We start from the raw sequence: 14,489 nt of genomic DNA on the forward strand, positions 1-14,489 counted from the left end.
CAATGCACCGTGCTTCGGCACCTTGGAGCCCAATTTACTCAAGCTGGAGCGAAGCGGGGAGTAACAAGATCGTCGTGAATCCGGCCAGCGGCGGCGCCAGCCAGCGGCGCGCCCGTGCCTGGCCGATTGCGCGCACCCGCCCTGCCTCCTCCAGGTCCACCAGCGCGCGCTGCACGGTGCGCTGGCTGGCGCCCATGGCCAGGGCCAGGGCCGAGGTGGACCAGGCCGCGCCATCGGACAGCAGCGCCACCAGCGAGGCCTGTTCGCCGTCGATGGGCGGCGCCAGCAGCACGACGTCCTGCTGCCCGCCGCCGGGCTGCAGCACAAAGCCGCGCGCGGTGGCCTCGATGTTCGCCAGCGCGCTGACCAGCGCGCGCAGCCGGCCGATCTCGACCCGCAGCCGCGCCCGGTGCGTCTCGTTGGGGCGCCGGGTGCGAAATGCCCGCGCGATCAGGGCTTCGCGATCGACATCGCCCGGCCAGGCCTCGGCCAGCGCGCGTGCCAAGGTGAACAGCACCGGCCGGCGCGCCAGCGGCAGCCAGGCAGCGCCGGCCCGCACGCCCCGGCGGCAGGCGTCGACCACCAGCGCGCCCGAGGACAACAGCGCCTCGACTTCATGCAGGCGCAGCAGCTGCTCGCCGTCGACGCCGATGCGCCGGGCGGCGGGCTGCGCGAACGCGGCCCGCGCCTCCGCCACCTCGATCAGCAGCGCCGGTACCTGTGCACGATTGGCGGCTTGCTGCGCGCGGGCCAGCGCCGTTTGCGCATCGGCGGTGCGCAGCGAACGCAAGGCCAGTTCGGCCTCGGTCAACCCGGCCACCGCCGCCAGCGAAGCCGGCAGGCCTTGCGCGTCGACGTGCGCCAAGACGGCCGTCGCCTCGTCGAGCCGGCCCAACAGCAGGAAGCGGCGCGCGGCGATGACCCGGCCATGCAGCGCATTGACGCGGTCGCCGCGCGCCTGCAGCGTGGCCGATGCCGCAACCAGCAGGCGCGGCGAATCGCCGAAGTCGCGCATGGCCAGCGCCACCTCGGCCTCGGCCACCACGCAGCGCGCGCGCGATAGCTCTTCCTGATCGCCGAAGCCACGGGCGGCGCGCCGCAGCAGCTCGCGGGCACGCGGGTGCTCGCCGAGCTGGGCCATGGCGATGCCGCGCAGCGCCAGCGCCGGCGGGTCTTCGCGCAAGGCCACGCGCTTGAGGGCGCCCAGCGCATCGCCGGCGGCAAGCGCGCGGGCGGAGGCGGCGATCAGCGAATCCATGGCGCGAGGCTAACCCAGCGCGCCGAAGGCCACCGCTTCGCCTACCTGCCTCAGGCGCTGCGCACCATCGACAAGATCTTGCCGGCGTCCAGCGTGCGGGCCTTCTCCTGCATGGCCGGCAGGTACCGCGACTGCAGGCCTTGTGCCTCCTGGGTGACGCTGGCATAGGCCTCCTTCAGCATCTGCGTCGAGAGCTGGCGGCCGCCCGCGTAGTAGCGCTTGGCGACGTGGCCCAGCGCGTAGGTGGTGGCAAAGCTCAGGCCCGAGCTCACGGCCTGCTTGCCGACACCGCGCAGCAGCCCGCCGCCCACCTTGCCCAGCAGGCCGCCGAGCAGCTTGCGCCCGGCCTGCTCGAGGTACTGGGACGTGAGGCCGACGCCGACCGTGGCCAGAAAGTCCTTCACATGGCCGCTGTCGAGCTCGTAGCCGTAGGCCTGGCCGATGCGGTAGACCAGCTTCATCTGCAGCGGGATGATGGCCATGGTGGAGAGCGTTTCGGGCAGCAGCTCCAGCGCGCCATTGAGGATGGCCGCGTTCAGGATGGCCTGGTCGAGCTCGGCGCCGTTCACGGTGGCGGCTGGCGCTGTCGAAGGCACGGCGCTCACCGGCGCGGCCGCGGGCGACAGCGGCACCGCGGCGATCTCCTCGGCCTGGTTGGCAAACTGCGCCGATGCCCCGGCATGGAGGCCAAGCGCCAGTGCCACTTCAGCGAGAAACTTGCGCTCCGCCTCGGACTGCGTGCCATCGGCATCGCACACGCACACGGCCATCTCGTAGCCCAGCTGCCTGGCCTCGTTGCTTTGCAGCTGCGCGGCGACGGCGGGCAGCGAGACGCGCTTCATCAGCACGTCCTGATAGAGCGTCGGCAGGTGCACGCCGTCGGCTTGCGACAGGCCTTCTGCAATGCGCTTGATCTCGGCGCGCTCGCGCTCGTGCTTTTCGCCATCGACAAAGGCGGCCAGCAAGCTCAGTGTGACGATGGCTTGGGTTTCGGTTGGGGTCACGTGCGGTCTCTCCAGCTTGACGGGAAGCCTGTTTGTACAACGCCCGCGTGAAAGGTTCCGGCCTACTTCCCGACCTGCGCCCTGACCAGCTGCTGCAAGATGGCCATCAGCGCGGCGCCCGTCAAGGCGAACATCAATACACCGTTGGCCGCCTCGAGCGGGCCCAGCAGCTTCCAGCGCTTGCTCATCACCACGTCGCCGTAGCCCAGGGAAGAGAAGTTCACCGCCGAGTGGTAGACCGCCTCGTACAACTCGCTGAACTCGCCCAGGGCCATGAACAGCACGCCCCAGATGGTGATCTGGATGAAGTTGCCCAGCATCAGCACGATCATCACGATCAACAGCGACCGGATCTGGGCGAACGGCCCCGCAAGCGCAGGCGCCCGTTGCGTTCGGCCGGTGTAGAAGCGAACGGTCCAGAAAGTGAAGCCCGTCTGCAGCACCAGGCACAGCAGCATGATCGGCAGCCCGATCAGAAGATTGATCAGCATATGTGATTCCCCGTTCAGCCCCGCCTGAAGAACAGCGCGCTGGATCTGGCTGCTCGCCAATGTTCCAGCGCCCACACCGTGGCCCATGCGTAGAGCGCCACGGCGACGAACAAGGCGACGCGCATGGCCGACGCCGTGAGTACATCCTTGCCGCTGGCGCTGTCCTCGATGGCCGGCCCCAGCAGCAGCAGCATGGTCACCAGGGCATTGACCCAGAAGGACGGCGGCAATGACGTGGCCCGCACCCGGAACAGGCGCGTGCCCGCCCACAGGGCCGCTGCCGCGATCCATAGCATCAGCATCCACAGGGTGGGCCGCAGCGACAAGCCGAACCAGACGCACGCCGCCATCGCCGCGCCCGCCAGTGTTGAACCCAGCAGTTCCCGCCCGGCCGAACGGGCGCTGGCGGATCCCGCCTGCTGGCCCAGGGCCACCGTCTTCATGATGGCCGCCAGGTAGAAGGACGGGTTGGTCAGTGCCAGCACGAAGACCGGCATCACGACCAGGGTGGCGCGCAACGCGATCCAGCTGGCCGACTCGCGGCTGGGCGTGGCAGCCGCGGCCCGCTTGCCGGCAGCTGCGGGCGGATCAGGGAACAGCGCGTGCGACGCGGTGCTGACCAGCACGCCGGTGCAGATGCCCACCGCGAGGGTCGCGCCGACATTGAAGGCCAGCGCTTGCGCCACCACCCCGACCACCGGAATCAGGGTGACGGCCATGACCAGGATCGTGGTCAGCGGATTGGCGCTGCGCACACCGGAAAAGAACACGGCATAGAGCAAGGCCCCCGTGACCAGCACGCCGGCCAGGGCGTAGTTCTCCAGCACGGGGACCAGCAGCACGCCGGCGGCCATCAGCGCGGCGATGACCATGGCCATGACGGCGCCCTTGACCAGCGGGATCGGTGGCCCCGGCTTGCACAGGATCAGCACGGCCATCACGCACACCACGTAGGGCGCCTGCAGCGCCAGGCCGTAGGCGACCAGCACCGCCAGGCCCAGGCCGATGGCCAGCCGCAGCACGGCCTTGTCCGCCCGGTGCATCGGCCCCCTCTTCATGTCAGTAGACATAGGACAGCGCGCTCATCAGGTGGATGAAGACCGCGCCCAGCCCGTTCATCAAGCCATGCTCGCCGGTGTAGACCAGCACCTCGGCCTGCCCGCCGACCCGCACGCCGCGCAGCTGCTCGCGCTCGGAGGGATCGAGCTCGACGGCCACCGGAAAGCGCTGCGCCTGGCGCAGCCAGTCGCGGCTGTTCTCGATGGTGGGCAGGGTGCCAGGCTGCGCCGGCTGTCCGGCCGCGACCCCGCTGCCCACGCTGCGCACCCGCCCCTTCAGGACCTTGCCCGGCATCACGTCGAGCACGATGGCCACCTGGTTGCCAGGCTGGATGTTGCCGATGTTGTTCTCGGTCATGTCGGCGCTGATCCAGAGGTCGTGGATGGTGACCAGCGTCATGGCCGGCGCGCCGGCCTGCACGAAGTGGCCGGCGTCGGTGCGCAGATCGGTCACCAGGCCGCCAGCCGGCGCGAGCACTTCAGTGCGCTGCATGTCCAGCTCGGCCTTTTCGACGGCCGAGCGGGCGCTGATCAGTTGCGCGTTGTTCTCGCCGCTGTCGCCAGCCGCCTCCTGGGCACGCAGCAGATCCGCCTTGGCGGCCTGCTCCTGGCTGAGTGCCTTGACCCGGCCGGCCTGTGCGCTCTGGACGCGGCGGATGGAGATCGCGCCGGGGTCGTCCGCAAAGATCTGCTCCAGCCGCGTCGCATCCTGCTGGGCATAGACATGGTTGGCCACCGCCGCCGCCAGCGCGGCCTTGGCCGCATCCACCGCCGCCACCGACGCATTGACCGAGCGCCGCACCGACTCGTAGTCCGAACGGCTGCGCTGCAGCGCGATGCGGTATTGGGCCGGGTCGATCTCGAACAGGCGCTGCCCTTGCTGCACGTCGTCGTTGTTCTTCACGTGCACCTTCAGCACCCGGCCCGATACCTCCGCCGCCACGGGCACCACGAAGGCCTGGACCCGGGCCTGCGAGGTGTAGGGCGTCAGGCGGTCCGACACGAAATACCAGGCCAGGCTGGCGACGATCAGCACCAGCACGACGATGGCGCCGATGCGCGCGCCTTTGCCGGCCTGCGGTGCAGGCTCGGCCGCTTCGTCCACTTCTTTCGGCGCAGCCGGCGCGTGAGGCCTGGCGTTGTCCTGGCTCATGGTGGTGTGCTCCCCTGCGGAATCGGCAATGCATCGGCGCCGGGCGCCGGCAGCGGCGCCGCCAGCAGGCCTTGCCAGTCGCTGCGCCGGCCCATGGTCTCGCGCGTTGCCTCGTCGAGCACGGGCCGGCTGCGCCCCGGCTCCCAGCCGCCGCCCATCGCCTTGTAGATAGCAATCAGGCTCTGCGACAGGCTGCCTCGGCTGGAAACCAGCAGATCCTGCTGGCTGAAGAGGGTGCGCTGCGAATCGAGCACGCGCTGGAAGTCGATCAGTCCTTCCGTGTACTGGATGTTGGCGATGTCCAGCGAACGCTGCGCGGCCTGCACCGCCTCGGCCAGCAGGGCAATCTGCTCCCCGGTCTTGGCAAAGCCGACCGAGGCATCGTCGACCTCGCGCGCCGCCCGCAGCACCGTGTCCTGGTACTGCTCGTAGAGCTGCTGGAACCTGGCGTCCTGCAGCAGCACGGTGTTGCTGAGGCGCCCGTGGTCGAACACGTTCCACACCAGGCCCGGCCCGACGGCCCAGCTCAGGACCCGCGACGATCCGCTCACCGACGTGGCCGACAGGCCCACCGAGCCCAGCAGCGAGATGGAGGGGTAGAGGTCCGCCACGCTCACGCCGATCAGGGCGGACTGCGCAGCCAGCTGCATTTCCGCCGCCCGCACGTCCGGACGGCGGCGCAGCAACTCGGCCGGCATGTCGACGATGACGTCCAGGCCGGCCTGCGGGATCTGAGCCTGGCCCGCGGCCATCTCGGGCAAGGGGCCCGGCGCGCGGGCCAGCAGGGTGCTCAGCGCGTTCTGGGTCTGGCGCAAGGCCAGCTCCAGCTGCGGGATGGTGGAGAGCGTGCCCAGGTACTGGGCCTTGGCTTGCTGCACGTCCAGTTCGGACTCGTTGCCGTGCCTGAAATGCAGCTCGGTGATCTGCAGGCTGCGCCTTTGCAGCTGCGCGTTCTCGCGGGCAATGCGCAACCGCACTTCCACGGTACGGATCGAGCTGTAAAGACTTGCCACCTGCGCGGCCATCAGCACCTGCATGTCGTCGTATTGGGCGATGCTGGCCAGGTAGGCGGCGTCGGCGGACTCGATGCTGCGCCGGAACTTGCCCCAGAAGTCGAGCTCCCAGCTCGCCCGCAGCCCGGCATTGAAGGACAGCGCGCTGCTGCTGTCGCGTGCGCCGCTGCGCTCCTCGCCCACACCGAGCAGCTCGCCGGTCACCTGCTGCACCTGCGGATAGCGCGTGCTGCCGGCCACGCCGAGTTGGGCCCGCGCCTCCATGATGCGCAGGCCGGCGATGCGCACGCCCGGGTTGACGCGCTGGGCCTCGGTGACGAGTTGATCGAGCACGGGGTCGTTGAAGCTGCGCCACCACGCCTGCATGGCGCCGCCACGCGGGCGCTGCGGATCGGCGGCCACCAGGGAATCGAGGGAGCCGCCGGTCCAGCCGGACAGCCAAGGCACGCCGGGCCGCTCGAAATCGGGGCCCACCGTGGTGCAGCCCCCGAGCATCGCGGCGCCGGCCAACGCCATCATTCGCACACCCGATCGCTTCGCCGGCATCGCGCGCATCGGCTCACAGCCTCTCAGGCGTCGGCCCGCGATTCCTGCTCCGTCACGACGGCATCCGGGTCGGTCGCCACCCAGCGCATGAGGATCTGATAGCCCAGTGCCAGCGCGGTCGCGCCGACGAACATGCCCAGGATGCCGGCGCCGGCCAGGCCGCCCAGCGCGCCCAGAAGCACCACCGGCATCGGCGCGTCCACGCCGCGGCCCAGGAAGATCGGTTTGAGGACGTTGTCGAGCATGCCGGCGACCACCAGCAGCACCGAATAGATGGCGGCCGGCACGGTGCCGTAGTCGCCGCTCGCCCAGATGTAGCCGATGACCGGGATGCTGACCAGCAGCGCCGGCACCTGCACGATGCCCAGCACCAGCACGACCATGGCCAATATGCCGGCAAAGGGAACCCTGGCAATGATCAGCACGATGCCCACGACCATGGCCTGGATGAAGGCCACGCCGACCACGCCCAGCGCCACCGCGCGAATCGTCGAGGTACTCAGCGCCGCGAACTCCGCGCCCCGCTGCGCGCCGCCTGCGATGCGCCCGAAGATGGCGCGCACGCCGGCGGCGCCCGACTCGCCGAAGGCCATGATGATGCCGGCGATGATGAAGGAGAACATGAACAGCAGCACCGTGCCGGCGAGGCTGGCCACCATTTCCAGCGCCTTGCCGGCCAGCTCGCCGATCTGCGGCTGCATCTTCTTGATCACCGCCGGCAAGTCCGAATGCACCATCGACCAGAGCTCGTGCGCCTTCTGGCCGATGACGGGCCACTCGGCCACGCCGGCCGGCGGCGCCGGAATCTTCAGGGTGTCGTCGCGCACGCTGACGACGATCTCGTGGACCGAGTCGCCCATCGAGCTCAGCACCACGGCTGTCGGCAACACGATCAGCGCGATGCCGCCCAGCACCAGCAAGGTGGCCGCCCACCCCTGTTTGCCGCCCATCCTGCGGGCCAGCGACTGGTGCGCCGGATAGATCGTCACCGCCAGGATCAGCGCCCATGCCATCAATGAGATGAAGGGCGAGAAGATCCTGTAGCACAGCAGCGTCAGCGCCAGCACCAGGCCGGCCCGGATGAACACGTCCAAGAGCTTCCTGGACAGCCGGGTTTCGAATGCGATATCGGGCCTGGAAGGAGCATTCATCGATCGACCTTCTGGAGTGAACGGCGAGCGGATTCTCCCGCAGGAGATCGGGCCTGTCCGGAATTATTTGCGGGCCGTGCGAGGCGGACGTTCAGCCCTGCACGAACAGCTCGCAGATCAGCTGGCGCAGCCAGCGGTTGGCCGGGTCGTCCTCGAAGCGCCGACTCCAGTGCAGCGAGACGTCGAAGTCGCGTAGCGGGAAGGCCGGCTCGACGATGGCGTAGCCCGCATCCTGCGCGAAGCCGCGCGCGATGTTGCGCGGCATCACGACCGCCAGGTCGGTGGAGCGCACGATGGCCGGCAGCACCATGAAATGCTCGGTGGTCAGGCGCACCCGGTCTTCCAGCTTCAAGAGGTGCAGGATGCGCAAGGTCTCGGCATGGGTGCGCACCGCCACGTATTCCAGCTTGCGCAGTGCCTCCAGCAAGGCGGCGCCGCTCTTTCGGCGCTGCGCGAACGGGTGGCCGGCGCGCAGCAGCACGATGTAGCGGTCCTTCAGGAGCAAGGTGCGCTGCGTGTCCCGTACCTCCGGCAGAAAGCCGAAGGCGAATTCGATGCGGCCGCTGTCCAGCGCCGGCGCGATCTCGCCGGGGGCCAGCGCCATGGTCTCGATGCGCACGCCCGGGGCCAGCGGCGCCAGCCTGGCCATCAGCGCCGGCAGGAAGCGGCCCTCGCCGATGTCGCTCATGTGGATGCGAAAGCGCTTGGACGAGGCGCGCGGATCAAAGCGCTCGGGCTCCTCCAGTGCCTGCTCCAGGGTCGCCAGCGCGCTGCGCACCGCCACGGCCAGGCGCTCCGCGCGCGGGGTGGGCGCCACGCCGCCGGACACGCGGGTGAACAAGGCGTCCTTGAGCAACAGGCGCAGCCGGGTCAGCCCATGGCTGGCGGCCGGCTGGGTCAAGCCCAGGACCTCGGCGCCGCGGCTGACGCTGCGCGTCTTGTAGATGGCGTCGAACAGCCGCAGCAGATTCAGGTCGATCGCTTCGATATGCATGACATGCATATTACTTAGGCCGCTCATTGTATTGAAGGGCAGCCCGCGGGCGCCCACACTCCGCGCTGGTTCCCCGGTTCAGCCCACAAGAAAAGGAGACATCGACATGCCACGCATTCGCTTGATTTCCGCAATGGCCGCGCTGCTGTGCGGCGCTGCACTGGCGCAAACGCCGCCGACCGACGAGCCCGGCTGGGCCAAGGGCCGCCCCAAGAGCAACGAAGAGGCCATGCGCATGGCGCCGGTGCCGGCCTTCCCAATTCCGACGGCGCCCGACAAGCTGCCGACGGCCAAGTTCAAGCTGCCGCCCGGCTTCAAGGTGGAGACCTGGCTGCCCGGCGTGCTCGATGCACGCGAACTGCGCCATGGCGCCGAAGGCACCGTGTTCGTCAGCACCCTGTTCGTGGCCAACAAGGTCTACGCGGTGGTCGACAAGGGCGGCAAGCGCGAACTCAAGACCATCATCGACAAGATGCCGATGGCGGCGGGCATCGCCTACGACAAGGGCACGCTTTTCGTGGCCACGCACACGAAAATCATGCGCTACGACAACGTCGACGCGAAGCTCGACAACATCGGCGAGCCCAAAGTCATCTACGACAAGCTGCCCGGCGGCAACGACCACAGCTGGAAGTTCCTTCGCATCAAGGACAACAAGCTGTACTTTCCGATCGGCGCACCCTGCAACCTGTGCGACCCGGGCGAGTACGCCAAGATCTACCGCATGAACCTCGACGGCACCGGCGTCGAGACCCTGGCGGCGGGCGTGCGCAACACGGTGGGTTTCGACTTCGACCCCAAGACCGGCGACCTCTGGTTCACCGACAACGGGCGCGACTGGCTCAGCGAGGAACTGCCCAACGACGAGCTCAACCGCATCGACATGAAGAAGCTCGGCCAGCACTACGGCTACCCCTTCTGTCACCAGGGCAACCTGCCCGATCCGGAATTCGGCTGGGGCAAGAAGTGCAGCGACTACGTCAAGCCCGCCGCACTGCTGGGGCCCCACGCCGGCTCGCTGGGCCTGAAGTTCTACGACGGCAAGATGTTCCCGGCCAAGTACCGCGGCGCCATGTTCATCGCACGCCACGGCCCCTGGAACCGCACCGTCAAGTACGCCGACGTGTCGGTGGCCTGGCCCGACGGCAAGGGCGGCGCGAAGGTGGAGCCCTTCATGACCGGCTTCGTCGAGAACAACCAGTACCTGGGCCGCCCGGTCGACTTCCTGGTGATGAAGGACGGCTCGCTGCTGGTGAGCGACGACCACGCCGGCGCCATCTACCGCATCAGCTACACCGGCGGCAAATGAAGAGGCTGCGCTTCGTCATCACAACGACTACGGCGACAGCATTCCTTTGGTTCGGCGCGCCGGGCACTTGCGCTGCGCAACAAAGCAGCGGCAAGCCCGGCGGCAACCCCTACGCGCAGCGCTATGCCCAGCTGTGCGCCGCCTGCCACGGCGCCAACGGGCGCAGCGAGATGCAGGGCGTGCCGGTGCTGGCTGGCCAGCCTTCCTTCTACGCCATCACCCAGCTCTTCCTGTTTCGCGAAGGCCGGCGCGCCAACGAGGCGATGAGCGCGGTGGCCAAGCCCATGAAGGACGATGACCTGCGCGGCTTTTCGGAGTTCATCGGCACCTTGCCGCCGGTGCCGGCCCCGCCGCCTAGCGGGCCGCCAGACGTCGCGCGCATGGCGCGCGGCAAGGCATTGGCGAACGAGCACAAGTGCGTGTTCTGCCACGGCGCCGATTTCTCCGGTGGCCAGCAGGTGCCGCGCATCGCACAGCAGCGCGAGGAATACCTGGCCATGACCCTGCAGGAGTTCAAGAGCGGAAAGCGGCCGGGCTACACCATGGCCATGGGCGAGGCGGTGAGCCGCATCCCGCCGGAAGACCTGGACACCCTCGCCTACTACCTGGCCCGCTTCACGGCAGGCAGCAAATAGAAAGTCCATCGAGAAGCCAGCCGGCCGCTTGCAAAAGAAGCGCGCCAACAGGGAGAGCCAGTTGGAAGTTTCATTCAGCAAGGAAATCGAGTCGCTGCGCCTGGGCGCGGGCCAGACCTTTCACGGCGAGGGCATCCTCGCCATCACCAAGGGCCTGCTGCAGTCGGGCGTGGCCTACGTGGGCGGCTACCAGGGCGCGCCGGTGTCGCACCTGCTGGACGTGATGGTGCAGGCCAAGCCCTACATGGACGAGTTGGGCGTGCACGTGGAGGCCTGCGCCAACGAGGCCTCGGCGGCCGCCATGCTGGGCGCCTCCATCCACTACCCGCTGCGCGGCGCCGTGACCTGGAAGTCCATCGTCGGCACCAACGTGGCGGCGGATGCGCTGTCCAACCTGTCATCGCCGGGCGTCAAGGGCGGCGTGCTGATCGTGGTGGGCGAGGACTATGGCGAAGGCGCCAGCGTGATCCAGGAGCGCACCCATGCCTATGCGCTCAAGTCCGGCATGTGCCTTTTGGACCCGCGGCCCGAATTGCCGCAGATGGTGCGCATGGTGGCGCATGGCTTTGCCCTGTCCGAGGCCAGCAACATGCCCTGCATGATGGAACTGCGCATCCGCGCCTGCCACGTGCGCGGCAGCTTCGAGTGCAGCGACAACGTCGCGCCGGCCATCTCCACCCGTGCCCTGATGACGGAGCCGGCCGGCTTCGACTACATGCGCCTGGCGCACCCGCCCGTCACCTTCCGCCAGGAAAAGCTCAAGGGCGAAGAGCGCATTCCGGCGGCGCGCCGCTACATCGCCCTGCACGGGCTCAACGAGCTGATGCCGGGCAGCGGCGAGCATGCGGACATCGGAATCGTGGTGCAGGGCGGCCTGCACAACGCGCTCATGCGCGCGCTGCAGCACAACGGCCTGGCCGATGCCTTCGGCGCCAGCACCATCCCGCTGCTGGTGCTCAACGTCACCTGCCCGCTGCTGCCTGACCAGCTGGCGGACTTTTGCGCCGGCAAGCGCGCCGTGCTGGTGGTGGAGGAAGGCCAGCCCGAATACATCGAGCAGGAACTGGCGACGCTCTTGCGCCGGCGCGACATCCAGACGCCGCTGCATGGCAAGGACTTCATCCCGCTGGCTGGCGAGCTGGGGGTGGAGGCGCTGGCGGCAGGCCTGGCTGGCTGGTCCGCACGCTACCTGCCACAGCGCGGGAACGGCGCTGCAACGCCATGGCTGGACGCCAACCGCGAGCGCCGCGCCGCGGTCGCGAAGATGCTGGAGGCGCCGCTGCCCAACCGCCCGCCCAGCTTTTGCATCGGCTGCCCGGAGCGGCCGGTGTTCTCCGCGCTCAAGCTGGCGCAGGAAGACACCGGACCGGTGCACATCGCCGCCGACATCGGCTGCCACGCCTTCGGCACCTTCGAGCCCTTCTCGATGGGCCATTCGATCCTGGGCTATGGCATGAGCCTGGCCAGCCGCGCCGGGGTCTCGCCGGTGATGCAGCGGCGCGTGCTGTCGGTGATGGGCGACGGCGGCTTCTGGCACAACGGCCTGCTCACCGGTGTGCAGAGCGCCCTGTTCAACGGCGACGACGCGGTGCTCTTGATCTTCAAGAACGGCTACACCTCGGCCACCGGCACGCAGGACATCATTTCGACGCCGGGCGACCAGATCAAGGAGCGCGCGCACGACAAGCAGCAAAGCCTGGTCGACAAGAACAGGACCATCGAGAACACCTTGCAGGGCCTGGGCGTGCGGTGGCTGCGCAGCGTGCACAGCTATGACGTGGCCGCCATGCGCAAGACGCTGACCGAGGCCTTCACCAGCGACTTCAATGGCTTGAAGGTGGTGATCGCAGAAGGCGAATGCCAGCTCGAGCGGCAGCGCCGCATCAAGCCCTGGATCGCAAGCCTCCTGCAACGCGGCGAGCGGGTGGAGCGCGTGAAGTACGGTGTGGACGAGGACGTGTGCAACGGCGACCATGCCTGCATCCGCCTGTCGGGCTGCCCGACCCTGACCATCAAAGACAACCCCGATCCGCTCAAGGTCGACCCGGTGGCGGTGGTGATCGACGGCTGCGTCGGCTGCGGGCTGTGCGGCGCCAACGCGCATGCCGCCACGCTGTGCCCCTCCTTCTACCGCGCCGAGATCGTGCAGAACCCGCGATGGCACGAGCGGCTGCTGCATGGCCTGCGCGCTGCCGTCGTGCGTGCGCTTCAGCCCGCGTGAGCGTTTCGCCATGAGCAGCCCACGCCCCATCGCCTTGCTGGTCTGCGCCCTGGGCGGCGAAGGCGGCGGCGTGCTCACCGAATGGCTGATGGCGGCGGCGCGCCTGGCCGGCCATGCGGCGCAGAGCACGTCGATTCCCGGCGTGGCGCAGCGCACCGGCGCCACCACCTACTACATCGAGGTCTTTCCGCTGCCCAATGCCGAACTTGGCGGACGCAAGCCGGTGTTCAGCCTGAGCCCGGTGCCGGGCGCACTCGATGCCATCGTCTCGTCCGAGCTCCTGGAGACCGTGCGCCAGATCGGCAACGGCATGAGCACGCCGGAGCGCACGCTGGTCATCAGTTCTGCCGCACGATCCCTCACGACGGCCGAGCGCATGGTGCCGGGCGACGGCCGCGCCGATGCGCAGCGCCTGCTGGACGTGATCAAGGCCTTCAGCCGCGCGCACCAGGTGTTCGACATGAGCGACATGGCGCGCGAGGCCGGCACCATCGTCAGCGCGGTGATGCTGGGTGCGCTGGCCGGCAGCGGCCTCTTGCCCTTCACGCGCGAACACCACGAGCGGGCCATTCGCGGCAGTGAAGACACGGGCCAGCCGAGCCGCGCCACGCAAGCAAGCCTGCGCGGCTTCGCCCTTGCCTTCGACGCGGTATGCCAGGCGCGCGGGCAGGCCTCGCAGCAGCTGCCAGACCGCCCCGACGCGGCGCCCGCACCGCCGCAGCGATTGCCCGATGCGCTGCGCGATGCCTTTCCGCCACCGGTGCATGACATGCTGGCCCTGGGCCACGCGCGCCTCGTCGACTACCAGGACGCGGCTTACGCCGACGTTTACGTCAAGCGCCTCTTGCAAGTGCTGCAGGCAGAGCAAGCCATCGACCCCCAAGGCGCCCACGGCTGGCACATCACTCGCGAGATGGCACGCTGGCTGGCCCTGTGGATGGCCTTCGACGACATCGTTCGCGTCGCCGACCTCAAGAGCCGGGCCAGCCGCGCGCAGCGGGTGCGGCGCGAGGTGAAGGCGGGCGAGGCCGACATCGTCAAGGTCTACGACTACTTCAAGCCCGGCATCCCGGAGTTCGCCGCGCTGCTGCCGCCAGCGCTGGCGGCGCGCATCCACGCCTGGGAGCGGCGCCGCCTGGCCGCGGGCAAGACGCCCTGGGCCCTGCCGCTCAAGGTGGGCAGCCATTCGGTGCTCGGCATGGCGTCGCTGTGCCTGCTGGCCTCGCTGCGCTGGCTGCGTCGACGCGGCAGCCGATTTGCGAAGGAGCAGGCGCTGATGCAGCGCTGGCTCGACGCCGTGCTGGCCGGCACCGCGCAAAGCAGCTGGCAACTGGGCCACGAGATCGCCCTGTGCGGCCGCCTCATCAAAGGCTATGGCGCCACCAGCGAGCGCGGCAAGCGCAACCTGCTGCATGTGATCGAGCACCTGGCGCTGGCGCCCTTGCCCGACCCTTCGCCGCAGGCTCGCGCTGCCGCCATTGCCGCGGCGCGCGAAGCGGCATTGCAGGAAGAGAGCGGCAGCGCCCTGGACGCCGCGCTGAAGCAGCACGGTGCGCCGCCGCGCCCCGTGGTGGCGCAGCCCATTCGCTGGATGAAGCGCCCGCCATCGACGCCATCCGCCAATGGGCAGCAGCACGCCCACTCAAGGTAAACGCC

At 69.1% G+C, this 14,489-nt stretch carries 12 protein-coding genes; 4 read left to right on the top strand and 8 right to left on the bottom strand.

Annotated elements, in window-relative coordinates; all coding sequences use genetic code 11:
- Positions 1-34: 34 nt before the first annotated feature.
- The 8 genes from ACIPRI_RS24200 to ACIPRI_RS24235 all read right to left on the bottom strand — a co-directional run bounded on the left by ACIPRI_RS24200 (position 35) and on the right by ACIPRI_RS24235 (position 8,668).
- Positions 35-1,258, bottom strand: coding sequence for a helix-turn-helix domain-containing protein (locus ACIPRI_RS24200; RefSeq protein ID WP_446624050.1), 1,224 nt, complete (start codon positions 1,256-1,258; stop codon positions 35-37).
- Between the two features lie 50 nt (positions 1,259-1,308).
- The gene (locus ACIPRI_RS24205; protein ID WP_446624051.1) at positions 1,309-2,262 is read right to left on the bottom strand and encodes a YcjF family protein; all 954 of its coding nucleotides are present in this window, start codon (positions 2,260-2,262) and stop codon (positions 1,309-1,311) included.
- Between the two features lie 62 nt (positions 2,263-2,324).
- On the bottom strand, positions 2,325-2,753 hold the full coding sequence (locus ACIPRI_RS24210) for an ion channel (protein WP_446624052.1): 429 nt from the start codon (positions 2,751-2,753) through the stop codon (positions 2,325-2,327).
- A gap of 14 nt (positions 2,754-2,767) precedes the next feature.
- Positions 2,768-3,796: a DUF2955 domain-containing protein gene (locus ACIPRI_RS24215; protein WP_446624053.1), complete on the bottom strand. Its 1,029-nt coding sequence runs from the start codon at positions 3,794-3,796 to the stop codon at positions 2,768-2,770.
- A gap of 16 nt (positions 3,797-3,812) precedes the next feature.
- Entirely contained in the window at positions 3,813-4,964 is a 1,152-nt protein-coding gene (locus ACIPRI_RS24220) for an HlyD family secretion protein (protein ID WP_446624054.1), read from the bottom strand.
- Complete coding sequence (locus tag ACIPRI_RS24225) at positions 4,961-6,523, bottom strand: efflux transporter outer membrane subunit (protein WP_446624055.1); 1,563 nt, start codon at positions 6,521-6,523, stop codon at positions 4,961-4,963. Before ACIPRI_RS24225 ends, ACIPRI_RS24220 begins: the two co-directional genes overlap by 4 nt.
- Before the next feature lie 23 nt (positions 6,524-6,546).
- Positions 6,547-7,674, bottom strand: coding sequence for an AI-2E family transporter (locus ACIPRI_RS24230; RefSeq protein WP_446624056.1), 1,128 nt, complete (start codon positions 7,672-7,674; stop codon positions 6,547-6,549).
- Positions 7,675-7,765: 91 nt separating this feature from the next.
- A complete protein-coding gene (locus ACIPRI_RS24235; protein WP_446624057.1) occupies positions 7,766-8,668 on the bottom strand; it encodes a LysR family transcriptional regulator in 903 nt (300 codons plus the stop codon).
- A 106-nt stretch (positions 8,669-8,774) separates the two neighbouring features.
- On the opposite strand from ACIPRI_RS24235, the gene ACIPRI_RS24240 reads away from it, so the two are divergent.
- From ACIPRI_RS24240 to ACIPRI_RS24255, 4 genes are all read left to right on the top strand, one after another.
- Positions 8,775-9,977, top strand: coding sequence for a PQQ-dependent sugar dehydrogenase (locus ACIPRI_RS24240; protein ID WP_446624058.1), 1,203 nt, complete (start codon positions 8,775-8,777; stop codon positions 9,975-9,977).
- Positions 9,974-10,612 carry a c-type cytochrome gene (locus tag ACIPRI_RS24245; RefSeq protein WP_446624059.1) on the top strand — a complete coding sequence of 213 codons (639 nt, stop codon included), beginning with the start codon at positions 9,974-9,976 and terminating at the stop codon, positions 10,610-10,612. Before ACIPRI_RS24240 ends, ACIPRI_RS24245 begins: the two co-directional genes overlap by 4 nt.
- Before the next feature lie 61 nt (positions 10,613-10,673).
- On the top strand, positions 10,674-12,833 hold the full coding sequence (locus ACIPRI_RS24250; protein WP_446624060.1) for a thiamine pyrophosphate-dependent enzyme: 2,160 nt from the start codon (positions 10,674-10,676) through the stop codon (positions 12,831-12,833).
- A 10-nt stretch (positions 12,834-12,843) separates the two neighbouring features.
- Positions 12,844-14,484, top strand: a complete 1,641-nt coding sequence (locus ACIPRI_RS24255; RefSeq protein WP_446624061.1) for an indolepyruvate oxidoreductase subunit beta family protein — start codon at positions 12,844-12,846, stop codon at positions 14,482-14,484.
- The last annotated feature ends 5 nt before the right edge of the window (positions 14,485-14,489 follow it).

Source organism: Variovorax sp. LARHSF232 (genome assembly GCF_052871435.1).

Bases quoted from the DNA above. Each gene is read 5' to 3' on its own strand.
- ACIPRI_RS24240 (WP_446624058.1), top strand. From the start codon at position 8,775: ATGCCACGCATTCGCTTGATTTCCGCAATGGCCGCGCTGCTGTGCGGC.
- ACIPRI_RS24215 (WP_446624053.1), bottom strand. From the start codon at position 3,796: ATGCACCGGGCGGACAAGGCCGTGCTGCGGCTGGCCATCGGCCTGGGC.
- ACIPRI_RS24210 (WP_446624052.1), bottom strand. From the start codon at position 2,753: ATGCTGATCAATCTTCTGATCGGGCTGCCGATCATGCTGCTGTGCCTG.
- ACIPRI_RS24235 (WP_446624057.1), bottom strand. From the start codon at position 8,668: ATGCATATCGAAGCGATCGACCTGAATCTGCTGCGGCTGTTCGACGCC.
- ACIPRI_RS24200 (WP_446624050.1), bottom strand. From the start codon at position 1,258: ATGGATTCGCTGATCGCCGCCTCCGCCCGCGCGCTTGCCGCCGGCGAT.
- ACIPRI_RS24230 (WP_446624056.1), bottom strand. From the start codon at position 7,674: ATGAATGCTCCTTCCAGGCCCGATATCGCATTCGAAACCCGGCTGTCC.
- ACIPRI_RS24245 (WP_446624059.1), top strand. From the start codon at position 9,974: ATGAAGAGGCTGCGCTTCGTCATCACAACGACTACGGCGACAGCATTC.
- ACIPRI_RS24220 (WP_446624054.1), bottom strand. From the start codon at position 4,964: ATGAGCCAGGACAACGCCAGGCCTCACGCGCCGGCTGCGCCGAAAGAA.
- ACIPRI_RS24255 (WP_446624061.1), top strand. From the start codon at position 12,844: ATGAGCAGCCCACGCCCCATCGCCTTGCTGGTCTGCGCCCTGGGCGGC.
- ACIPRI_RS24225 (WP_446624055.1), bottom strand. From the start codon at position 6,523: ATGCCGGCGAAGCGATCGGGTGTGCGAATGATGGCGTTGGCCGGCGCC.